Origin of the sequence: Actinomadura atramentaria DSM 43919 (assembly GCF_000381885.1) — a bacterium.
Classification (GTDB): Bacteria; Actinomycetota; Actinomycetes; order Streptosporangiales; family Streptosporangiaceae; genus Spirillospora; species Spirillospora atramentaria.
Window position 1 is genome coordinate 264,170 of record NZ_KB907213.1, and the last position, 21,873, is coordinate 286,042.

The 21,873-nt window shown below is 71.2% G+C and carries 23 protein-coding genes; 18 read left to right on the forward strand and 5 right to left on the reverse strand.

Features of this window, described 5'->3' with window-relative positions; genetic code table 11:
• The first annotated feature begins 241 nt into the window (after positions 1-241).
• On the forward strand, positions 242-1,225 hold the full coding sequence (locus G339_RS40460; protein WP_240489842.1) for an alpha/beta hydrolase family protein: 984 nt from the start codon (positions 242-244) through the stop codon (positions 1,223-1,225).
• Here G339_RS40460 and G339_RS36795 read toward each other — a convergent pair.
• Complete coding sequence (locus G339_RS36795; RefSeq protein ID WP_157407767.1) at positions 1,218-1,646, reverse strand: XRE family transcriptional regulator; 429 nt, start codon at positions 1,644-1,646, stop codon at positions 1,218-1,220. The genes G339_RS40460 and G339_RS36795 overlap by 8 nt on opposite strands.
• Before the next feature lie 329 nt (positions 1,647-1,975).
• Between G339_RS36795 and G339_RS0116760 the strand changes: the two genes are divergently transcribed.
• From G339_RS0116760 to G339_RS38865, 4 genes are all read left to right on the forward strand, one after another.
• Positions 1,976-2,254: a hypothetical protein gene (locus G339_RS0116760; protein ID WP_019632237.1), complete on the forward strand. Its 279-nt coding sequence runs from the start codon at positions 1,976-1,978 to the stop codon at positions 2,252-2,254.
• Positions 2,251-4,110: a toprim domain-containing protein gene (locus G339_RS0116765; RefSeq protein ID WP_157407768.1), complete on the forward strand. Its 1,860-nt coding sequence runs from the start codon at positions 2,251-2,253 to the stop codon at positions 4,108-4,110. The genes G339_RS0116760 and G339_RS0116765 overlap by 4 nt, the downstream gene beginning before the upstream one ends.
• 19 nt (positions 4,111-4,129) lie before the next feature.
• The gene (locus G339_RS0116770) at positions 4,130-4,996 is read left to right on the forward strand and encodes a hypothetical protein (protein ID WP_019632238.1); all 867 of its coding nucleotides are present in this window, start codon (positions 4,130-4,132) and stop codon (positions 4,994-4,996) included.
• A gap of 944 nt (positions 4,997-5,940) precedes the next feature.
• The gene (locus G339_RS38865; RefSeq protein ID WP_157407770.1) at positions 5,941-7,107 is read left to right on the forward strand and encodes an SMI1/KNR4 family protein; all 1,167 of its coding nucleotides are present in this window, start codon (positions 5,941-5,943) and stop codon (positions 7,105-7,107) included.
• A 474-nt stretch (positions 7,108-7,581) separates the two neighbouring features.
• Here G339_RS38865 and G339_RS38870 read toward each other — a convergent pair whose 3' ends face one another.
• The 4 genes from G339_RS38870 to G339_RS0116790 form a co-directional block, all read right to left on the reverse strand.
• Entirely contained in the window at positions 7,582-9,054 is a 1,473-nt protein-coding gene (locus tag G339_RS38870) for a relaxase/mobilization nuclease domain-containing protein (protein WP_169514749.1), read from the reverse strand.
• Entirely contained in the window at positions 9,051-9,404 is a 354-nt protein-coding gene (locus G339_RS39445; protein WP_169514750.1) for a hypothetical protein, read from the reverse strand. Before G339_RS39445 ends, G339_RS38870 begins: the two co-directional genes overlap by 4 nt.
• A 77-nt stretch (positions 9,405-9,481) precedes the next feature.
• Entirely contained in the window at positions 9,482-9,934 is a 453-nt protein-coding gene (locus G339_RS38875) for a hypothetical protein (protein WP_157407774.1), read from the reverse strand.
• A 114-nt stretch (positions 9,935-10,048) separates the two neighbouring features.
• Complete coding sequence (locus G339_RS0116790) at positions 10,049-11,395, reverse strand: NsdA family TPR-like regulatory protein (RefSeq protein ID WP_240489831.1); 1,347 nt, start codon at positions 11,393-11,395, stop codon at positions 10,049-10,051.
• 212 nt (positions 11,396-11,607) lie between these two features.
• Here G339_RS0116790 and folE point away from each other — a divergent pair, with 212 nt between their 5' ends.
• The 13 genes from folE to G339_RS0116855 all read left to right on the forward strand — a co-directional run bounded on the left by folE (position 11,608) and on the right by G339_RS0116855 (position 21,191).
• Complete coding sequence (gene folE, locus G339_RS38880; RefSeq protein ID WP_205625566.1) at positions 11,608-12,234, forward strand: GTP cyclohydrolase I; 627 nt, start codon at positions 11,608-11,610, stop codon at positions 12,232-12,234.
• Between the two features lie 29 nt (positions 12,235-12,263).
• Entirely contained in the window at positions 12,264-12,932 is a 669-nt protein-coding gene (queC, locus tag G339_RS38885; RefSeq protein ID WP_240489832.1) for a 7-cyano-7-deazaguanine synthase QueC, read from the forward strand.
• Entirely contained in the window at positions 12,933-13,322 is a 390-nt protein-coding gene (locus G339_RS0116805; protein ID WP_019632245.1) for a 6-pyruvoyl trahydropterin synthase family protein, read from the forward strand.
• 2 nt (positions 13,323-13,324) lie between these two features.
• Positions 13,325-14,008 carry a 7-carboxy-7-deazaguanine synthase QueE gene (locus tag G339_RS0116810; protein WP_019632246.1) on the forward strand — a complete coding sequence of 228 codons (684 nt, stop codon included), beginning with the start codon at positions 13,325-13,327 and terminating at the stop codon, positions 14,006-14,008.
• Between the two features lie 208 nt (positions 14,009-14,216).
• On the forward strand, positions 14,217-14,693 hold the full coding sequence (locus tag G339_RS0116815) for a formylglycine-generating enzyme family protein (protein WP_019632247.1): 477 nt from the start codon (positions 14,217-14,219) through the stop codon (positions 14,691-14,693).
• Positions 14,690-15,118 carry a DUF6884 domain-containing protein gene (locus G339_RS0116820; RefSeq protein WP_019632248.1) on the forward strand — a complete coding sequence of 143 codons (429 nt, stop codon included), beginning with the start codon at positions 14,690-14,692 and terminating at the stop codon, positions 15,116-15,118. Before G339_RS0116815 ends, G339_RS0116820 begins: the two co-directional genes overlap by 4 nt.
• Positions 15,115-15,651 (forward strand): phosphoribosyltransferase, encoded by a 537-nt coding sequence (locus G339_RS36805; protein ID WP_019632249.1) that lies wholly within the window; start codon positions 15,115-15,117, stop codon positions 15,649-15,651. Before G339_RS0116820 ends, G339_RS36805 begins: the two co-directional genes overlap by 4 nt.
• Positions 15,648-16,766: a glycosyltransferase family 4 protein gene (locus tag G339_RS0116830; RefSeq protein ID WP_019632250.1), complete on the forward strand. Its 1,119-nt coding sequence runs from the start codon at positions 15,648-15,650 to the stop codon at positions 16,764-16,766. The genes G339_RS36805 and G339_RS0116830 overlap by 4 nt, the downstream gene beginning before the upstream one ends.
• Positions 16,763-17,482, forward strand: coding sequence for a PIG-L deacetylase family protein (locus tag G339_RS0116835; protein ID WP_019632251.1), 720 nt, complete (start codon positions 16,763-16,765; stop codon positions 17,480-17,482). The genes G339_RS0116830 and G339_RS0116835 overlap by 4 nt, the downstream gene beginning before the upstream one ends.
• Positions 17,482-18,201: a WbqC family protein gene (locus G339_RS0116840; protein WP_019632252.1), complete on the forward strand. Its 720-nt coding sequence runs from the start codon at positions 17,482-17,484 to the stop codon at positions 18,199-18,201. Before G339_RS0116835 ends, G339_RS0116840 begins: the two co-directional genes overlap by 1 nt.
• The gene (locus G339_RS0116845; protein WP_019632253.1) at positions 18,198-18,998 is read left to right on the forward strand and encodes a reverse transcriptase family protein; all 801 of its coding nucleotides are present in this window, start codon (positions 18,198-18,200) and stop codon (positions 18,996-18,998) included. Before G339_RS0116840 ends, G339_RS0116845 begins: the two co-directional genes overlap by 4 nt.
• Positions 18,995-20,269, forward strand: coding sequence for a glycosyltransferase family 4 protein (locus G339_RS0116850; RefSeq protein ID WP_019632254.1), 1,275 nt, complete (start codon positions 18,995-18,997; stop codon positions 20,267-20,269). The genes G339_RS0116845 and G339_RS0116850 overlap by 4 nt, the downstream gene beginning before the upstream one ends.
• Positions 20,270-20,363: 94 nt before the next feature.
• Entirely contained in the window at positions 20,364-21,191 is an 828-nt protein-coding gene (locus G339_RS0116855) for a 5'-3' exonuclease (RefSeq protein WP_026341525.1), read from the forward strand.
• Positions 21,192-21,873: the final 682 nt, after the last annotated feature.

Below are 21,873 nucleotides of genomic sequence, written 5' to 3' on the forward strand. Positions count from 1 at the left end.
CGATCCGGGGCCGTGGGCCGCGGACTCGTCCGCCTTCTACCTGCTCACCGACATGGGGCGCGAGTTCGTGGCGGTTGGCCGCTACTCCGTCGAAGACGGGCGGCTCGACCTCGTCGCCCAGTGCGAATGGGACGTTGAATGCGTCGACGTCCGCGGAGAAACGCTCGCGTGGACGGTCAACGACTCCGGATGCTCGATCCTGCACGGGCGGCGCGGCGACCGCGACATCGAGTTCCCCGCAATGCCGCGCGGCGTGATCAACGCCTTGGCGCTCGCGCCGGAAGGAGACCGCGCCGTCGTGCTGATCGACACGGCGGCCCGCCCGGCGGAGATCGCGGTGGTGGACGCGGCTACCGGGCTCCGCTACCTCACCGACACCCGGCCCGTCGCGTTGCGGCAGGTCGAGCCCGTTGAACCGGAGGTCGTCGTCTATCCGTCGGCGGACGGACGGCAGGTCCACGCCCTGCTGTACCGGCCTGACGGCGACGGCCCGCACCCGGTCGTGCTGTCGATCCACGGCGGGCCCGAAGCGCAGGAAAGGCCGCGCTACATGCGCGCCGGCCTTTACCAGTATCTGCTCGACCGGGGGATTGCCGTGCTCGCGCCCAACATCGCGGGCTCCACCGGATACGGCGCGGCGTATCAGAGGCTCGTCTACCGCGATTGGGGTGGAGCCGACCTGCTCGACCTCGACCACACCGTGCGCTATGTCCAAGGCGTCGCCCACCTGGACGCCGATCGGATCGCCGTGATGGGGGCCTCCTACGGCGGATTCGCCGCGTTGTCGTGCCTCGCCCGCCTTCCGTACCGGTTCGCGGCTGGCGTCTCGATCTGCGGCCCCACCAATCTCGTCACGCTCGCGCAGAATCCACCCCCGACGTGGAAGTCGTTCATCTCGATCGTCCTCGGCGACCCGGAAGCCGACGCGGCGCTTCTCGGCGAGCGTTCTCCGGTCACGTACGCCGACCAGATCACGGCTCCGCTCTTCGTTCTGCAGGGGGCGCGTGATCCTCGTGTTCCGCAGGCTGAATCGGATCAGCTCGTCGAGCGGCTTCGGAGCCGGGGCGTCGATGTTCGCTACGACGTCTTCCCGGATGAGGGCCACGGGTTCAGCAACAAAGCGAACGAGCTTCACGCTTATGGTGAGATCGGTGAATTCATGGCCCGGCACCTGCTGCGCGACCTGAAAGCACCCCAGGTGACCGAAGCCTCCGCGCTCAGGTGACGCGGTTGTCGGTGGCTGAGAGGATCATGCCGTCGACGATCCGGCGGGTCTGTTCGTCCAACCCGATCAGGGCGCGCAGTACCTCGTGGCGGATCTCTCCGCGGGCGACCCGTCGGCGGAGCGCGGCGAAGGTGACGTCCTCCTCCAGCGGCTCGGCCTCCGTGGGCGATCCGAAGTAGCCGATCGGGACGCGGAAGAAGGACGCGAGAGCGGTCAACGTCCTGAACTGCGGGTTGTCCTGGCGGCCCGTGCGCAGCTTCCAGATCGTGGTGGAGGACATGTTCTCGCCGGTCGCGTTCGTGATGGCTGCAGCGGCCTCGACGTTGTTGCGGGGTCGGGGGACGTCGTCCGGCCACATGTTGCGGATCAGCCATTCGATTTTCTGCGCCAGAGTCCCTGGCGGCATGGCTTCATTCGCCATCGGATTAACCTTTCGCTCGAACGGCCCGATGGGTGAGGATTTCGGCGGTCGACCAGACGGACTCTAGTTGAGGGTGCCGACCGCCGCATGCGGGTGCCGCGTCGTTGCTGCCGAGGTTTGAAGCTCGGTATGCCCGGCGGAGGTTCGTGCGTCGCGCCATCAGGGCGACTCGGGACTTATCCGTCAATTGCCGATAGTCCGGTTCATTTCGTGTCGAAACGCGGGCGCGTCGCGATTGATTGACGCCCCGATCTCCTTCCGGGCATCGTCATGGTTGCTTTTAGTTGATGGATCGACGGTTCATCAATCGACGTGAATCGGGGGCGGCGATGAGGGCGGACGAAGCGGTCGAGGAGCGGCGGAAGCACCTGCTGCGGTTGCGATGGGAGCTGAACCGGCTGGGCGTCAGGACGCGGGTCCGGCGGACGCGGCATGACCGCCTCAAGCTCCGGCTGTGGGTCGGCCGCTGGTCGGAGACCGTCCTGTGCGCCGGAGCCGAGGACGCCTACGCGTTCGTCACCGCGCACGGACGCCTCCTCGGCCCGGTCTCCGACGCCCGGCACATCGCTCGAATCCTGCTCTGGATGGCGGTCGGGAAGCGCCGGTGAGTCGGCAGAGCGGAGAGTTGCCGCGCGTTCTCGCGTCCGTGCTCGACCAGGAGCTGGACCGGCTGCGGGGCGGCGAGATCGGGTGGCGGGACTGGCTGGGACGGGCCCGTGCGTTCGGCGAGTACGGCTTCGTGAACACGCTGCTGATCCCGGCGCAGCGTCCCGAGGCGTCGGACGTCCGGACCTACGACGACTGGCAGCTCGCCGGTCGGCAGGTCCGCAAGGGCGAGACGGCCGTCCGCGTCCTGTTGCCGCGCGGGACGGCGCGGCCCGTCTTCGACGTCGCGCAGACCGACGGCCCGCCGGTGCCCGAGCAGCCGAGCCTTTCAGCGGAACAGGTCTGGCAGGCGGTGCGGGGCGCGGCCGTCGACCTCGGCTTCTACGTCGATCGGGGAGAGCGGTGGACGTACGCGGGCCGCTCCGGTCGCGTCCTGCGCGTCGCGGGCGAAGTGGACGACGTCCAGGCGGCCCTTCTCCTCGCCCACCAGCTCGCGCACGTCCTGCGGAGCGGCGACCGGCCGGACGCGGTGGCGCGGGACTGCTTCGGCGCACGCCGCGTCGAGGCCGACTCGGTCGCGCATCTCGTCCTGGCCGGACTGGGAGTGGACCCGGCGATCGAGTTCGCGGAGGCCCCGCTATGGGCGGGAACCGACGCTCGGACGAACGCGAACGGCTCGCTGCGGGTCGTCGGGGAGCGGATCATCCGGACTGCCGCGCGGTTGCGAAGCCACGTTCCGGGACCGCATGCGAAGGGACGTGGAGATCTTCTCGCGGCCGTCAACGCAGCGCACGAGTACTACCAGGACCAGCTCTCCGAAAGCTGGGGAGCCGACTATCTCGCGGGCCGCGGGATCGCGCCGACTTGGCATCGTCACTGGCAGATCGGCCACGCGCCGGCGGGCGGGCGCGCGCTGGCGGCGCACCTTCGCGCGCTCGGACACACCGCCGACACGATCGTCGCCGCCGGGCTGTGCCGCAGGGACGAGTCCGGTTCGCTGCGCGACTTCTTCCGCGACCGCATCGTCTTCCCGATCCGCGATGCCGACGGTGCCGTGCGCGGATTCATCGGACGGCGCGCGGACGGCGGGCGGGGGCCGAAGTACCTCAACAGCCCGGAGAGCGCGATCTTCCGTAAGTCGACGCTGCTGTTCGGGCTGCATGAAGGGGGCGAGCGGTTCGCGCGCGGCGCGCGTCCGGTGATCGTCGAGGGAGTGCTGGACGCCATCGCCGTCAATGCGTCCTGCGAGGCGCACGCGGCCGTGGCCGTGGGCGGATGCGCGCTCACCACCGGGCACGTGCGCGCGCTGTCGAGCGCGGTCGACCTCGACACGGTCGGCGCGGTCGTTCTGATGGACGGTGACAGCGCAGGTCAGGCGGCCATTCAGCGAGCCGTCCCGGCTCTGTCCGGCATCCGAGGGCCGGTCAGCGCGGTCGTGTTGGGCGGCGGGCGTGATCCGGCGGCGACGATGAACGACCTCGGGCCGTCCGCGCTGAGGCAGGCGCTGGCGGACGGGGTTCCGCTGATCGACGTGGCGGTCGATGCGGCGGTCGAGCGCGCGGCCGGGACGCTGACGACGGGCGAGGGCCGGTTGGCGGCCGTGCGGGCGGCCGTCGCGGTCATCGCCGTCTTCGACCCGGCCGACGCCGCCCGGCACGTGCTGCGCGTCGCCGACCGGACGGGAGTCGACTCGCCGCTGGTGACCAGTCTGCTGATCGCGGAGGTCAGCCCGGATGGGGCGGGGTCGGCCGCTGACGACTTCCCTGGCGAACCCGTTGTCGAAGCCGTCGAGGACCGGGCGCGGGTGGCGCGTCCGGCGAAGATCTCCGGCCCGCCTCGTCGAAGGACATCACCGTGATCGTGTTGAGGAGCGTTGCATGACCGACCGTCATCCAGACCCCGTCGCCGAGGGCTTCGCCCAGGCGGGCGAACGCATCGTCCAGGTGGTTTCGCTGTCGGCGGCGGCCTACCAACTGGCGGTGAGCCAGCGGGCCAGGGCGTTGCAGGCGCGGGCGGCCAAAGATCGGGCCGTACAGGAGACGATGGAGCGCCGCCTGCGCGCGGCCGCGGCGGAGGCGCGCGTGCGCTACGCCCCGGCCAATGACCGCAGATGGCTGGGGCAGGCGGGTCTCGTCCAGGTCGCGGAGGCGTGGGGAGCGGCCGTCCGGTACGCCGCCGAGCACCCCGCCGCCCGGTCGGCGCTGGACCGCTGCGAAGAACGCCTTCGTGCCCTGCACCCGCACGCGATGGGGCACTTCGACCGGGCGTGCGCGGCCGGCCTCGGCCGCTACGACGCGATGATGAAAGCCGCCCCGTTCTTCGCCCGCAATCCCCGCGTCCACGAGGAACCGTGGTCCCCGCGTCCGACCCTGAACCCCGGAACCGGCACCCGCTGGGCCTTTGCCGACCACGGCCCGACCCGCGAGGACTTCCACGCCGCCCGCCGCAGCACCCGAGCACGAGAGATTGCCGAACGCCTCAGCACCGAACAGCCCACCCAGCCCGCAGCCAACGACCTGCGGACGCTGCTGAACGCGCGCACGAACCTCACACACTCCGAGATCAACAACGCCGTCGCAGCAACCCGCCCCGCACCGGCCGAACGCGATCCCGCAGCCATCGCCGCAGACGCCTTCCCCACCGACGTGAAAACCGCTCTGGCCAAGGGAACAACCCCTGCGACCCGAACAGGCACACGCAACGCCAACCGACCCGACGCCCGACCCGCTAAGGAACGACGTTGATCCCCCACGAGTTCTACTGGCTCACCGCCTTCACGGGCCTCGCCGCCCTGACCCTCACACCCGTGATCATCGCCTCGGCCCGCCGCGTCGACGGCCTCCACATCGTCATCGGCCTGAGCGCATTGGGCCTGGTCAGCCTCCTACTACTCCCGATGGCCTGGTGGACGGCCCTCCGCCTCCCCAGACGGAGAGCCGCTGTCTCAGGACGCCGGCACGGACTTCCCGGTTCGGTAGTCGACCAGTGACCAGGTGAACTCCGGCGACCCTTGCGGGTCGCCCGCCATGTTCCCGTACCACCATGCGAGTTTGCCCCGGACGTCCTCAGGGATGACGGCCCAGTTCTTCACTGCGACTCGGGCTTCTCCGCCACTCACCCGCACACCCTTATAGGCGACAGACCCCCAGTACACGAGCGGTGTTTCGGCGCGGACCTTCGACGCCGGCAGACCGTACTTCTTCTCGGATGGATGCCAGAGTTCGGGCCGGATACTCGCGTCGAACTCCTTCTCCTGGGCGGTACGGGGCTTGTAGTCGAAGTGCGGAGGCGCGACCGGATCTTATCGAGAGGCGTCGGGAAGTAATCGCCCAAGTGTGAGGAATAGGCTGTCCTGGATGGCGGGTGGCAACGACTAGTCAGTTATGCGCCGACCAGGGCTGGGTTCGAGCGTTTTCGCCTTTCGGTGCAAGATGGGTCGTAGGATCGGTGAATAAAAGAAGCCGTTCGATCGGCAACACGCCAAGTCCGCGCGTTGGCTGGCCAAGCCCGGCGTTCGTTCTAATCCGGTGCTTCTAAAGTACCCTTGCTGTTTGCGCAACCGTCTGACTGGCATCGTTCAAGCGGCGCCTGCTTCGCAATATTAGGCTGAACGTAATTACAATATTTCAGCACCGTCGGTGGGATGATAGCGTGGGTCTAGAAGTAAGCTGTGGTTGGAGTGCGTCTGATGGACACTGTTCGACAACTGATCGATTTGGCGAAAGCGCCAAGTGGGGAAATGCATCATTTCGATTGGCATCGGGTCGAAGAATCGATCGGCCTGGCACTGCCGGAAGACTATAAGTCAATCGTGGACGGCACTGTTGACGGATTCTTTCAAGGCGTCGTCAGGGTAGGTCGACCTGGTGGGGATGGGTACGTCGAGACCGATTTTCTGGGGTATTATGCCCACTTGTTGGACGACCTTCGCGTGTCACGCGGGGAGGGAAACGCCGTTCCATACCCAATATTCCCTGAGGTCGGTGGGCTGCTGCCCTGGGGGATCGGCCCTGGAATGACACCGATCTTCTGGCGCACCGACGACGTCGATCCGAACAATTGGACGGTCGTCGTGGCAGATTCAACGTTCGAAAACTGGTGTGCATTCGCCGGTGGTGTGGCCGAATTCTTGACGGTTTTGGTGAATGGTCGCACAACCGGTACGTCGCTCGATGCCTTCGTCGATTTCCGCGCGCCGGCTTTTGTGCCCATGGCTGATGCTCTGGCGGCCGAGCACGAACTCTACGCTAACGAATCCGTCCGGCAGGGCGATGATCGGGTTCGCGATCCGTTCTGGCGCATGATGCGCGTGAAGATCAAGCCGTTGGTCGACGATTTCATTAATTTGAAACTGCTCCTTGGTGAGCACTCTGTTGTCGTTCCGCCTATCGAATGGGACAGCATCGAATCGGCGCTTGGAGCCCAACTGCCGGGCGACTACAAAAAATTCGCGGAGTTTTACGGTCCCGGTGATCTGTGTGGGCTCCGAATCGCAACGCCGCAAGGCGCGGGTGACTACAGTCTCGCCGACCTCGTCGTGCGAAAATATCGGGAAGCGGTAGCTCGCGAGCGTAGCGACCTGAGGATGCCGATTTTTCCGGAGCCCGAGGGTGCCATACCCTGGGGCGAATCAGTTGCTGGCCATACTATCTTCTGGGTGCCGGTTGGGGGTGGGCCCGAAAGTTGGATAGTGGGATCTTCGACATCCTACGGGAATGCCGGAGTTGTGACCACTTATCAGGGTTGCTCATTCAGTACCTTCGTCCTGAAGCAGATCGATGGGGGCTTGTTGAGTCCAATCGATATTTCAGGGCAGGATAGCCGTTTTCATTCGCGCCTAACTGGTATGTGCTGATATTCGATCGGAATTTGTGGCAGGTCAATGTTCGTCTATGGGGGCCGATCGCGTCGGCGTGGCGGCGGGCGGCACGGGCGTAGGAGCGGGCGCTGGAGGTCTCCCGGCCGTTCATCGGCAGTTCGGCGATGCCGCCGGCGTCCAGCATCCATTGGCCGCCTGGCCGCAGCCGCAGCAGCGTCCCCGCCGCCGGGGCGCATTGCGGGATGCACGGCGGGGTCTGCCCCCGGGCCGACCAGTCGGGATGGGATGATGGCGTTCCAAGTAGAAGCACATCATCGGCTCCCACCGAGAGTCTGGGGCCAGACCTCCGAGCCCTGGACGACCTGTAGGTCATCGCCGCCTTGGACGGCGCCATCGTGTGGGTTCAGCGGCCGTTGCGCGGCAGTGCCCACGACCTGTTCGCTGCGGCGGTCGCCACCCGTGCCATCGTGTCCTTATTGAGGTCGTTGGGACGGCATGTTCAGGCTTCATCTAGGCAGTATGGGGTTTTCGAGGGTCGTGCGGCTCGGTGGTATACGAACGTTTTTTGTATGGTCGGCTCTGCGCAGAGGATGCAAAAGGAGGGCGTTCGTTGGGTTCCGGTATCCTGTTGGGTGCGGCCAATTTGGGCATGGCGGCGCGGGCGAGGTGGTTGGTGGTTTGTTGGGTTGCGGTGGCTCGGGTTTGGTTTTTGTGGTGGCGGTGGTGGGTGGTGATGGCTTCTAGAAGGGTGATGAGTGCAGTGATCAGGGTTTGGGTGTGGCGCTTTCCTGGGTGGGTTGCGGCGAGGGTTCTTGCGGCGGTGCGTAGGGCTTGGCCGGCGGGGGTCGGCGTGGGGATGCGGCGGTGGGGTGGGCGGGCGGCTCGGTCGTAGGTGTCGGCGGCTTTGTGGAGGTGGGGGTTGCCGGTGGTTGCTGCTGCTGTGCGGAGGATGTCGAGGGTTGCGTGGAAGGCGTCGTCCAGGTCTGGGGCGGGTTGGCGTAGGTAGGCGGTTGCGAATTCGGCGGCGCGTGCGGCTTCGGTGTAGATCGCTTGGCGTTCGTGGTCGGTGAGGGGTAGGACGAGGCGGGCGGGGAGTTTTGCTCGGCCGGTCGGTCTGTTGGGCTCGGCTTCTGTTCCTTGTGGTGCTGGCCAGCGTGTTCGCAGGCGGGGGAGGGACAGGTCGGGGGCTAGGGTGCTGCCGCTGAACCAGATCGGGTGCTCGGTCGTTGCGGGGTCGGTGTGGAGGGCTACGGCGTAGCCGGTGATTTTGGTGGGGTCGTGGGGGCTGTGGCGGAGGCGTAGGGCGACGTCGGCGGTTTGGAGGAGTTGTAGGAAGTGCTTCTCGTCTTGGGCTGATGCTGCGGCTGTTTGGACGTGTCGTCGGAGGGTGACTCGGGGCGGTTCGGGGTGGGTGGTGCGGCGGGCTTTTTCGGTTTCGGCTCGGGTTGGTCGGGTTGCGGCTGTGCCGTCGGCGGGTGGGGTTCGGTGGAGGTCGTGGCGGTCTTCTACGGCGCGGCATGCTTCGCGGACTCGGTAGCGGTCGCCCCAGATGTTCGGGCGTTGGCCGTCCTGGCGGGCGAGGGTGGCGACGATGTGGATGTGGTCGTCGGCGTGGCGGATCGCGAACCAGCGGACGCCTTCGGGGTCGTCGCGGGGGGCTAGGCCGGTGCGGTGCATGATCTCGGCGGCGATCTCGGCCCACTGGGCGTCGGTGAGGATCGGGTCGTCGGGGTGGGCGCGGACGGGGACGTGCCAAATGGGGCGGTCATGGTTGCGGTCGCCGAGGACGGCCAGCGTCTGCCGCATCAGGCCGTCGAGGCGGCGGTAGTCGCGGCGGCCGTCGCGGACGGGCAGCTCCAGGCGTGCCGGGTCGTCGAAGCCCGCGACGATGTGCGGGTCGCGGTGCTCGTTGAACCGTCCGGGTCCGTACAGGTAGCGGATGAGTCCTTGGACGCGCGTGCCGCGGATGACCTTCGCGATCACGGCCGGTCCGCGAGCGTCCGGCGGATCTGCTCGGCGGTCTCGTCGAGGTTGTCCACGGCGCGCGCGGCGACGCGTCCGTACTGCTCCAGCGCGTAGGTCGGGCGGCCGAGCGCGTGCAGCGCCGCGACGGCCTGGTTCAGGTTGACGCCGATCCGGCGGGTCTGGCCGGACGCGCGGACGACCTCGGCGAGCAGTTCCCGCAGCGGCGACCATGCGGGCGGGTCCGCGCCGGTCGCGACCGCGAGCACCGTCGCCGCCGCGTACGCGCCGACTGCCATGTCGGTGCGCGCGGCGGCCGCGGCCACCGCGGCGTACTCCGTCTCCGACCAGGTCAGCCGGACACTGCGCACGCGCGGTTCGCGGCTCTTCCGCCGCCGGTTCCCCTGTTTCGACGATCGGCTTCCGCCCATCATCACCCCCTTCTCCGTCAACGGGAGAGGGGATTTCCGGGACCGCGCTCGGTCCCGGAATGAATAAGTGAAACTTCTGTATCTCTTGCTCCGCGTGAGCGAGCGCCGTCGTCGGGGAAGCCGCAACGCGCGTGCAGCGCGTTCATCGAACGCTGCGCCTGCCGCGAACCTCGGTGCATCTCCTGGGCGGAGGTCCGTGCCAGAAGGAGGGAACGGCGGGTCGCGGCGACGGCCGGACCAGCGGGCTCGTCACGGTCGTGGCCGAGCCGCCCGGCGGCGAGCTGCGCGCCGAGGAGACACGAGAGCCGGTCGAACAGCAGGTCCAGGCCGCGAGCGGTCTCGGCGAGGTTCCCCAGAATGCCGTACACCGTTGCCGGATACCGCGGCGTCATACCGAGCAACGAGCGGACGGCGAGGGCGAGATCAGCGGCGGCTGCTTCGGCCGCCAGTTCATCATCGGATTCGTTCATCGCGCGAAGGCTCCAACCAGCGTGAGCGGTCAGCGGAAGAGCTTCCTTCGCGTTCGGGTCCGACGCTCCGAGTTTGCTCGTCCTTTAATGCGAGAGCAACGACGACACGCCCGATTACCCGGAGACGGCCCGCACGAGGAAATCGTCGGCCCGCTGGACGACGGATTCCGACCGCGCCCGCGCCCATCCCGTCCGGAGTTCGCGGAAGTGCCGAACCGCACGGTGCGAACTCACCAACGCGATGTCGTCTCGAATCCCGAGGACGGTCCGCGCGGACTTCTCGGGATGGCCGTCGCGAAGCTGCGCCGTCGCCAGCCGCGCGGTGATGAGGACTTTGGACCGCCGCTCGTTCGGCGGTCGGCTGACGATGGAGAGCCGGAAGTGCTCCTCGGCCGCGCGCGGGTCCGCGAGCCGCATGAGGATGCTCCCGGTCTGGTGCTCCAGGGCCTCGCGCCCGTAGCCGCCGGTCCATTCCGAGGCGGGCGTGGAATCCGCGCGTTCGACGAGCGCCTCGGCCTGGCGGAGCCGCCCGAGCGCCTGGCGGCCTTCCCCGTTGGCGGCGTGCGCTTCGGCGAGCATGCCCTGCATCCAGGCGCGGATGCGGGTGTCGGCGCGGTCGTTGAGCGTCGCGGCGGCCGACTCGGCCAGCTCGACGGCCTGCGCGGGATGGTCCAGTTCCGACGCCTGGAGCGCGAGCGCTCGCAGCGCCGTCGCCTGCGCGACGACGTCGTCGGCCTCGCGCCCGAGCCGCGCCGACTGGACGTAGTAGCGCTGCGCCTGCCCCGCGTGCCCGGCGTCGGCGTTCATGAACCCGGCGAGGTAGGCCAGCCGGGCGGCGGCGGCGAACAGCGCGGGCCGCGCCCGCCCGGAGCTTCCGTGCAGCATCGGCACGACGTCGTTGACGAGGTAGGCGGCGACGGCCGTCCGCGCGTGCCCGCCGCCGAACAGGTCGTCGGCCGCGGCGAAGCGGCTCGTCATCTCCTCGACCCGGGCGACGTCCGACGCGCCCGTGCGGCGCGGCGTCCCCGACCGCGCCGGCGCTGGCCACGGCGGCGCGGGCAGGCCGAGCGCGGTCAACGAGTACAGGCTGCCCCTCAGCAGCGAGCGCCGGTCGAGCATGTCGTCCTTCCCCAGCCGGGTCAGCCACGCGACGGGGTCGCCGTCCCACGGGTCGTCCGGCCTGGCCGGTTCGGCGTGCGACCATCCCAGGTCGCCGGCGGTCAGGTCGGGGCGGTCCAGCAGCCGGGCGAACGCCTCGACGACGACGGCGATCGACTCCGGACGCGGGGTCGTCCCTGTCAGCCAGTGTGCGACGGTGCTGCGCCCGTAGTACAGGGGCACGCCGTTTTCGTGTCCGACGAGATTGATCACCTCGGCGATCCGGGCATAGGGAAGCGCCGCCGCGGTCATGGCCGCCTTCAACGCCGTGTTGGTGATCGGGAGACGTCGCTGTCCCGCCATCGAGTGCCCCTTCCGAGACGGATCGCCGATGCGCGGACCCCAGCCTGAAGCCGGTTTCAACAGTGTTCAACGGATTCGGTCATGTTCAACAGGCTTCAACTCGCGACGGTCTGGTCGCGGAACGTCGGCGGCCCTTCACTGGGACCGGCGCGTCCGGCACGGACGCGCGGCCATCCCCGGTGGCCCGTGGGATCTCAATCAGAGGAGATCGAGTGCGCACTGCACACCCCCGAACCGGACCCGGACCCGTCGGCGGCCCCGACGCCCTGGTGAAGGAGGACCGTCCGCTGGACCGCGCGGCGGCGCGGCAGGCCGTCGCCGCGCTGATCGCCGCGCTCGGCGTGCCCGCTGGCGGCGAGGTGGCGCGGCGGACGCCCGAGCGCGTCGTCGCCGGGCTCGCCGAGCTGCTCGACCGGCCGGGCTTCGAGTTCACGACGTTCCCGAACACGGCCGAGCAGCACGACCTGGTGCTCGTGCGCGCGATCCCGTTCACGTCGGTCTGCGCCCATCACCTGCTGCCCTTCTCGGGCGTCGCGCACGTCGGCGTGCTGCCGGGCCACCGGCTCGTCGGCCTGTCGAAACTCGCCCGCGCCGTCGCGTGGTGCGCGGCCGGACTGCAGGTGCAGGAGGAACTCGGGCAGCAGGTCGCCCGGTTCGTCGAGGAGCGGATGGGGGCGCGCGGCGTCGGCGTCGTCCTGGTGGCCGAGCACGCCTGCATGAACCGGCGCGGCGTGCGCGCGCTCGGCGCGGAGACCGTCACGGTCGCGGCGCGCGGCGCGCTGGCGGACGACCCGGCCGCGCGGGACGAGTTCCTCCGGCTGACGGGCGTCGCGGCGTGAACGCCCCCGATCGTCCGATCGGACACGCGGTGGCCGTCGTGTCGGGCGGCCTGGACAGCACCGTGCTCGCCCACTGGCTGGCCGCGCATGCCGCGCGCCTCACGCTGCTGTCGGCGGACTACGGCCAGCGCCACCGCAAGGAGCTGGAGTTCGCGCGCGGCGTCGCGGAGGATCTGGCGGTCCCGCACTGCGTCGTCGATCTGACGTCGGTGGGCCGCCTGCTGACCGGATCGGCGCTGACGGACCCGTCGGTCGCCGTCCCGGACGGGCGCTACGACGAGCCGTCGATGTCGGTGACGGTCGTCCCGCACCGGAACGCGCTGCTGCTCGACGCCGCCGTCTGCCTGGCCACCGCGCTCGGGGCCGACACCGTCGCCTACGGCGCGCACGGCGGCGACCACGCCGTCTACCCCGACTGCCGGCCCGCCTTCGTGGACGCCTACGAGCGGACGGCCCGGCTCGCCGGGGAGGGGTTCCTGCCGCCGGACTTCGCGGTGACCGCGCCGTTCCTGGCGCTGGCGAAGGCCGAGATCGTCGGCCTCGGCGACGGGCTCGGCGTTCCGTTCGAGCGGACGTGGTCGTGCTACCGGGGCGGCGGCCTGCACTGCGGGACGTGCGGGACGTGCGTCGAGCGCCGGGAGGCGTTCGCCGCCGCCGACGTCGCGGACCCGACCCGCTACGCGACGGGGGAGGCGTAGATGTTCCGCATCGCCAAGACGTTCGCGTTCGAGGCCGCGCACCGGCTCGGCGGCCTTCCGCCCGGTCACAAGTGCGGTCGTCCGCACGGCCACTCGTACGCCGTCGAGGTCCGGCTGGCCGGGCACGGGCTCGCCAAGCCGGGGTTCGTCGTGGACTTCGCCGCCCTGGACGCGTTCCGCGACCACCTGCGGACGGCGTTCGACCACCGCGACCTGAACGAGGTCCTGGACGTCGAACCCACGAGCGAGCACCTCGCCCGGCACCTCTTCCAGTGGTGCGCCGCCGAACTCGCGCTTCCGCCGGACGTCGCGGTGGAGGCCGTTCGGGTCGCCGAGACCGCGGCGACCTGGGCGGAGTACGGATCGCCTCGTCAGCCGGAGGGGAGCTGACGATGGCGTCCGTGCTGAGAGTCGCCGAACTGTTCGGCCCGACGCTCCAGGGCGAGGGGCCGAGCCTCGGACGGCACGCCGCGTTCGTCCGGCTGTCGGGCTGCAACCTCGCCTGCTCGTGGTGCGACACGCCGTGGACGTGGCAGTGGCGGGTCTACGACCGGGCGGCCGAGCAGACGGCGATGCCGGTGGACGCCGTCCGCGACTGGGCGCGCGGCCGTGCCGACCTCGTCGTCATCACCGGCGGGGAACCGCTTCTGCAGGCCGGGCCGGTCGCCGAGCTGGTCGCGGGGCTCGCGGGCACCGCCGTCGAGATCGAGACGAACGGGACGGTGGCGCCGCCGCCCGAGCTGCTCGTCGAGCACGTCGCGTTCAACGTGTCGCCGAAGCTCGCCGGTGCGGGCGGGCCCGAGCACCGGCGGCTCCGCGAACGGGCGCTCCGGGCGCTGGCCGACTCGGGGCGCGCGCGGTTCAAGTTCGTCGTCGCGGACGCCGCCGAACTCGACGAGGTCGCCCGCGTCCAGGCCGCCCACGGGCTCGACGACGTGTGGATCATGCCGGAGGCGACGTCCGCCGGACGGCTCCTGGAACTCCTGCGCGACCTGGCCGACCCGGTCATCGAGCGCGGCTGGAACCTCGCCCCCCGGCTGCAGGTCCTGCTGTGGGAGGACGCCCGTGGCCGCTGACGCGAACGGACCCGGACGGAGTCGTCCTTTCCCCGCGACCGGCCCGCACGTGTGCGGAAGCGGGCCGTGTACCGCGCGGGGAAGCGTCTCTGCCGCCCAGGCCGCATCCACGGTAACCCGGCCGGGCCCGCGCTGGATCGCGGTCGCCGGTGGAACGCTGCCGTCTGGCCGATGGCGGCCTGCGACGGCGATCCGGGACCTGTGGTGGTTGAGCGTTCCCGTCACCTGGGCGCTGGCGGAAGACCTCGGGGAAGCCCGGCGGACCGGCGCCGCGCCCGCGACGGGGTTCGACTGGCCGCACGCCGTCCGGATCGCCGCGGCGATGGGCGGTCGGCTCCCGACGTCCGCCGAGTGGGAGTGGATGGCGGGCGGCGGCCACCGCCGCTACCCGTGGGGCGACGACGAACCCGGCTACGACGGGCCGCTGCGCGCGAACCTGCGCGGGCTCGGCCTCGGCGGCCCGTCCCCCGTCGGGAGCTTCCCCGACGGCGCGACGCCCGACGGTGTCCTGGACGTGGCGGGCAACGTCTGGGAGTGGACGGCCACCGCCGTGCCGGGCGGACGGGTCGTGCGCGGCGGCTCGTACCGGTCGATCAGCCTGTACGCGCGCTGCGCGTACGTCAACGAGGTCCCCGCCGGGCTCGTCTCACCGGGCATCGGCGTGCGGGTGGTGAGCGACGCGTGACGGACGACCGGCTCGTGATCGTCGGCTGCTCCCGGCGCAAGCGGGCGACCGACGTCCCGCTCCCGGCGCTGGACCTGTACGAGGGCGGGTGCTTCGCCGCGCTGCGCGCCCGCCTCGGGGGACACCCCGCGCTGCGCGCCCGCGTGCGCATTCTGTCCGCCGAGCACGGCGTGGTCGCGGCCGACGAGCCGCTCCTGCCGTACGACCGCCGCCTGGACCACGACCGCGCGGCGCGGCTGCGGCCCGCCGTCGCCGCCGCGCTCGCCGCCGAAGGGCCGATCCGCGAGGTGCTCGTCGTGGCCGAGCCGCTGTACCTGCTGCTCGTCGCGGACGTGCTGGCGACGGGACCGCGCGTCTGGTGGACGCCGGACCCGCGCGACGCGCCCTTCGCCCACACCGTTCTGGACCGATGGGGATGGCCATGACCAGTGAACCGACCCGCCTCTTCGAGGGGCGCCGCGTCTGGCAGGTGACGACGCCCGCCTTCAACGCGGCGATCCGGCTGATCGCGGACGCCGAGCGGGCCCACGGCCCGGATCTCGTCGTCGGTATCCGGCGCGGCGGCGCGCCGCCCGCCACCGCGCTCGCTTCGGCGCTCGGCGTGCGGTGCGCGTTCGTCTCCGCGCGGCACAACGCCGACGACCGCATCGGCCTTCCGGCGACCGGCCGGGTCGGTGTGGAGACCGGCGACCTCGGCCGCGCCGCGCGGCGGGTCCTGCTGGTCGACGACATCTGCGGGTCCGGCGCGACGCTCCGGGCCGTCCGGGCCGCGCTCGCGCGCACGCTGCCGGGCCTCGAATCGGTTCGCGCCGCCGCGCTCTGCCGCAACCTCGGCGCGGGAGCCGACCTCGACGTCTGGATCTGGGACGTCGCGGACTGGACGGTCTTCCCGTGGGAGGCGCGTCCGGCCCGACCGGTCGAGTCCCTGCCGCTGCCGAGCGGGGTGCGGCGCCCGTGACGACGATCGCGTTCGTTCTCCTGTCGTACAGCGCGGACGTGCCGGCGGGGCTGGAACGGTCGGTCGCGGCGCTCGCCGCGGGGCTGCGGGAACTCGGGCACCGGGCCGTCATCGTCACGGCGGCGGGCCGGGCGTCCTCCGCCGACACCGATGTCGTCGCGCTCGACTCGGTCCGCCTCGCGGACCCCGCCACGGAGGACGACCTGCTCGCCGCACTCCGGCACCCCGAGGTCGCCGACGAGGTTTCCGCGCTGCTGAAGCGGCTCGACGTCGACATCGCCTGCTGGGCGGACGCCTCCTGGGGGCTCGGCTACCTCGCGCCCGCCCCGGCGGGCGTCCGCACGGCGCTGTACGCCGCCGTCATGCGCACCGACCCGCTGTTCGACGAGGCCGCCGCCCAGGCGTCGGTCGTGGTGACCACCAGCCCGTTCATGCTGCGCGAGGCGGCGGCCGAGGGCTACGACACCGCGCGCTGGGCGGCGGTGCCCAACGCCCTGCTGACCAGCGGGAAGCCGCCGGGCGCGGTCCGGCGCGAACTGCTCCGCCGCGCCGGTCCCGTCCGCATCGTCGCGCGTGCCGAGCCGCACAAGGGCGTCCGCGAGCTGATCGAGGCGATCCCCGCGTCCACGCGACGCCCGGTGGAGATCGTGCTCGCGGCGGCCGGGTTCGAGTACTGGCCCGGCATGCAGGACGACGTGATCGACGAGTGCCGCCGGGCCGCGCGCACCAAGCCGAACGTGCGCGTCCTGCCCGCTCTGCCCTGGCGCGCCGTCCCGGACTTCTTCGCCGGAGGCTGCCTGACGATCATCTCCACGACCAGCCCGGAGAGCTGGTGCAACGCCGCCGCCGAAGCGCTGTCGGCGGGCACGCCCGTGGTCGCCTACGACTTCGGGCACGTCCCCGACCTCGTCGGACGCGCGGGCGTCATGGTCCCGCCCGGCCGGACGGCGACGGAACTGTGGACGGCCGCGAACTCCCTGCTGCGCGACCGCCGCGCCTACCGCGCGGCCAGCCGGGCGGCCCCCGGCCGGGTCGCCGCGCACACCCCGTCCGCCGCCGCCGCGGCCTTCCTCGACGCCGTGACACGCCACCGAACCGGCAGGAGCCGACCGTGAACCTCCCCACCGACCGCGCGCCGCTCGGCCTGGCCCCCGGCGGCGTCGCGCTGATGGTCGCGACCCATCCCGACGACGAGACCCTGGGCGCCGGGGGGACGCTGCACCGGATGGCGCAGGCCGGACTCACCGTCCACGTGCTCGCCGTCGCGTGCTGCACCCACCGGATGTGGGGCGGGTACAGCGACGTCGCCCTGCGCACCAAGGAGTTCCACGCCGCGTGCGACGCGCTCGGCGTCGCCGGACGCGCGATCGGCTGGGCCGACGACGACCGCGCCCGCGCTCCCGGCCGCCACCAGAAGGAACTCGTCGACCTCGTCGAATCCGGGACCGAGGTCTCGCTCACCCAGGTCGCCCCCGACGTCCTGCTGATGCCCGCCGGCAACGCCTTCCACCAGGACCACCGCGCCGTCCACGCCGCGTGCCTCGCCGCCGTCCGGCCCGGCGGCTCGGCGCGGCCGACGCCCCGCATCGTCCTCGGCTACGCCGGTCCCGAGGATTCCTGGACGCCGAACGCGGAGCAGTGGAGCGTCTTCGTGGACACCACCGCGAGCTGGCCCGCCAAGGGGAAGGCGCTCGCCGCGTACGGCTCCCAGCTCCGCGGCGACGGCCATCCGCGCAGCGTGTCCGCGATCCGGACGCTGGACGCGGCGCACGGCATCTCGATCGGCGTGCCGTTCGCCGAGCGCTTCGTGCCCTACCGGGTCGCGAGCTGATGTCCGACGCCGTGCTGGTGGCGCACCAGCCCGCCTACCTGCCGTGGGGCGGCTACTTCGCGCGGCTGCTGGACGTTCCGCGTCTCGTCGTGCTCGACCACGTGCAGTTCAGCGAACGCGGGTTCCAGCACCGCAACCGGGTGCTGCGGGCCGGGGGCGGCGCGCAGTGGCTGACCGTGCCCGTCCGCCGCAGGTTCGGGCAGCCGCTGACCGACGTCGTCCCCGATGGGAGGCTCTGGGCGCGCCGCCACTTCCGGACGCTCGCGCAGAACTACGGCCGCGCGCCGTGCTGGGACTCGTACGCGCAGGGCCTCGACGAGCTGTACGCGCGGCCGTGGGAACGGCTCGTCGACCTTGATCTGGCGCTGACCGGGTTCCTTCTGGACGCGCTCGGCCTGTCCGTCGAACTCGTCCGGTCCAGCTCGATCGGCCCGGCCGGGGCGCGCACCGACATGCTCGTCGACCTGTGCCGCCGGACCGGCGCGCGGACGCTGCGCGTCGGGACGGGCGCGACCGGATACCTGGACGCGGCAGCGCTCGCAGCGGCGGGCATCGACGTCGAGGTGTCCACCTTCGCGCTTCCTCCTTATCCACAGGCGGGCGGCGGGCCGTTCACCGATGGGCTGTCCGTCCTGGACCTTCTTCTCCATCGCGGGCCGCACGCGCGTGCCGCCCTGGCCGCCGGTGCGGCCACTTCACGCTGGAGTGCGCTCCCATGACCCATCCCGCGGCGCACAGCCTCATGCCGCTGCTCGTTGATCCCGCCCGGCTGAAGCGGTGCGCGCGTGCGTGCATGCGCCGCCCCGCCGGGCCCGGCGCGGACGGCGTCACCTGGGCGCGGTACCGCGACGGCCTCGACGCCCGCATCGCCGAACTCGCCGCGCGGCTGCGCGACGGCACGTGGCGGCCCGGGCCCGTGCGCGCGGTCTCGCTTCCCTCGTACGGCAAGGACCTGGCGCTGGCGGTCCCGACCGTCGGCGACCGTGTCGTTCACCGCGCGCTGCGGACGGCCGCCGAGCCGGTCCTGGAATCCGACGCCTACCCGCCGTGGATGTTCGGCTGGCGGCGGCGGGCCGGACGTGTCGACGCGCTCGCCGTCGCGGCCCGGCACCTGGCCGCCGGACGGGTCTGGGTCGCCGACCTCGACGTCGCCGCCGCGACCTCCGGCGCGGACCTGGACGAGACGGTCTCGTGGCTCGCGCGGTTCGTCCGCGACGGCTCGTTCCTCGCCGTCGTCCGCCGGGCGCTCGCCGCGCTGCCCGTGCCGCTCGCGCCCGGCAGCGGACTGACGCCGCTGCTGACGAACCTGCGCCTGGTGCCCGTGGACCGGCGGCTCGACGGCATGGCCGTCGTCCGGGTCACCGACAACTACACCGTCTTCTGCTCGACGCGCCGCGCGGCCGAGTGCTCCGCCGAGACGGTCGCCGACGCACTGGCCGCCTCCGGGCTCACGCCGAACCGCGCCAAGTCGAAGGTGTGGCGGCCGAACCCCGAAGACCTCTACCTCGCCGGATGAACGCGCTCCTGTACTGCACGTTCAACGGGGCCGCGAACTGCACGAACGGCATCGGCCGCCAGACGCGGACGCTGCTGGGGGCGCTGTCGCGGCGCTGGGACGAGCTGCTGGCGCGGGTCGGTCCGTTCACGCCGTTCCTCGCCATCCCGAAGCCCGGCCCGGCGACATGGGCGTACGATCCGGCGCTCCTCGCCGAGACCGAGCGCGTCCTGGCCGCCCGGGGCGGGCGCGTGTTCGCGCTCGACTACGACACCGACGCGCCGTTCTGGTCGCCGGAGGTGTGGGGGCAGCTCTCGGCGGGCGCTGCCGCGCTCGGCCGCCGTCTCTCGCGTCGGTTCGACCGGACGGCGCTGATCGCGGTCGACACTCCGTTCCTCGGGGTCGGCAGTTACGCGCTGCCGTCGAATGTGCGGGTCTTGCTCACGCCGTACGGGACGGCGCACTGGCACAACCACCCGCATCCCGATCCTGCGCGTCTCGCGTGGGAGCGCGAAGGGCTCGCCGCCGTCGGCGAAAGGGTGTTCGTGGCGGACATCGGGGACGCCCTGAGCCGCCATCTCGTCGAGGCGTACGGGGTGGGGGAGCAGCACTTCGTCCCGTGCCGCTCGGCGCTTGACCTGACGGCCCCCGACCTGCAGCCACTGCCCGTCTCACGGGCGCGCGCCGTCGCCGCCGAGTACGGGGTGCCGCTGGACCGGCCGCTCGTCCTGGTCATCGCCCGCACGGACCCGACCAAGGGCGTCGACCGGCTCATCGCCGCGCTCGGGCCGCTCCGCGACCGGGTCCACCTGGCGGCGATCGTCGTGCCGTTCGACGGCGCGGACCCGCTCATCGAGTCCTACCGTCGGCAGATCGCCGAACACCGCCTGCGCGCGACGCTCGTCCCGCGCTTCACCCGGGAACTGCCGCGCGCGCTCGCCGGCCTGCCCGGCACGGCGGTCGTGGCGTGCCCGTCCCGGGGCGAGGCCCTCGCCAACGTCCCGCTGGAGACGGCACTGTGGGCGCGGCACGGCGGACCGGTCGTCGTCGCGCCGGCGCTCGGCGGCTTCCCCGAGACCATCGCCGACGGACGCACCGGCCTGCTCTACGATCCGGACGATCCCGGCGGCCTCACCGACGCCGTGCGCCGCGGCGTCGAACTGACCGACGTCGAACGGGCCGCCTACTGTCGCCGCGCGTACCGGCGCGTCGCCGGCGAACGCGACATCGTCCCGGCACTCGGCGAGACACTCGCGCGCCTCTTCCAGCATGGCGCGGCGGTGAGCCGGTAATCTCTTCGCCGTCCCCGCGCCTGGTCGCGGCGGGCACCCGTCCGCCCCGGTCAAAGGCGATACCGCACCCGCGAACGCCCGAGGGGAACCGGCGATGACGCCTCTGCTTGCCGTGGACGGCCACCACCTGCTCTACCGCTCCTGGTGGGGCTTTTCCGAACGCCGCATCACCTCCCGCGACGGAACCCGCGATCTCACCGGCGTCTTCGGCTTCCTGGCCATCCTGCGCAAGACCCACCTCGAAGCCGCACCCGACCACGAGATCGTCGTCGCCTTCGACGGCGAGAACTCCCACGCCGCCCGCAAAGCCCAGGACCCCGACTACAAGGCCAACCGCGCCACCGCCGACCACAGCCCCATCCGCTCCCTGCCGATGGTCAAGGACGCCCTCGACGCCGCCGGCATCCGCTGGATCGAACTCCACGACCACGAAGGCGACGACGTCATCGCCACCCTCACCCACGACGCCACCCGAGCCGGCCGCACCGTCACCTGCTACTCCGGCGACCGCGACCTGCTGCAGCTCGCCACCGACACCGTCACCATCCTCAACCCCGCCCGCCACCGCATCACCCCCGCGGACATCCTCGCCCGCCACCATGTCACCGCCCGCCAATGGCCCGACTACCGGGCCCTCACCGGCGACCCCTCGGACAACATCCCCGGCGTCCCCGGCATCGGCCCCAAAACCGCCGCCCGCCTCCTCGCCGACGGCCTCCACCTCGACGACCTCCCCAACAGCCCCCGCCTCACCCAGCCCCGCTGCCACACCATCCCCACCTACTGGACCCGCCTCCTCACCTGGCGCAACATGATCCGCCTCAACACCACAATCCCCCTCCCACCAGCCACCACGACCACCAAACCCACCCCACCCCTACCCCGCGCCGCCACCCTCCTGGAAGACCTCAACCTCTGGTAACCAAATCGGGGCCCGCCCCGTTGCAGGATTGCCGAAGCGCATCCGCGTACACGCACGCCGACGCCAATCGCGTCACAGCACTCAACGTGGACCGCCCCACCAAGGCGGTTGAATGGGACATGCTGCAGGCCGCGCTCACCGAGCTGATCCTTCAACGTGGACCAGCCTCGAAGGGCTGGTGAAACCCGGGCGCGACCGGGTTTTCGGGATCGACAGGGTCCCTTCAACGTGGACCAGCCCCGAAGGGCTGGTGAAACCGGGGTGTGGAGCCGGTGGGAGCCGGTGTAGGTGGGCCTTCAACGTGGACCAGCCCCAAAGGGCTGGTGAAACCCGCGCCGCGGTCCCGCAACGCCTCGTCGACGTTCAGCCTTCAACGTGGACCAGCCCCAAAGGGCTGGTGAAACCCGACACTGATCCGGCGTGCCCTGCGGAGTGGGGCACCTTCAACCTGGACCAGCCCCAAAGGGCTGGTGAAACACGGCGGTCTTGATCGCCTCACCGAGCCGGTCGGTCCTTCAACGTGGACCAGCCCCAAAAGGCTGGTGAAACGCCGAACAGCACCAGGTCCGCGCCCGGCTCCTCGCGCTCCTTCAACGTGGACCAGCCCCAAAGGGCTGGTGAAACCGCGCTCACCGCGATCCTCATCGCCCGCAGCGAGGACCTTCAACGTGGACCAGCCCCA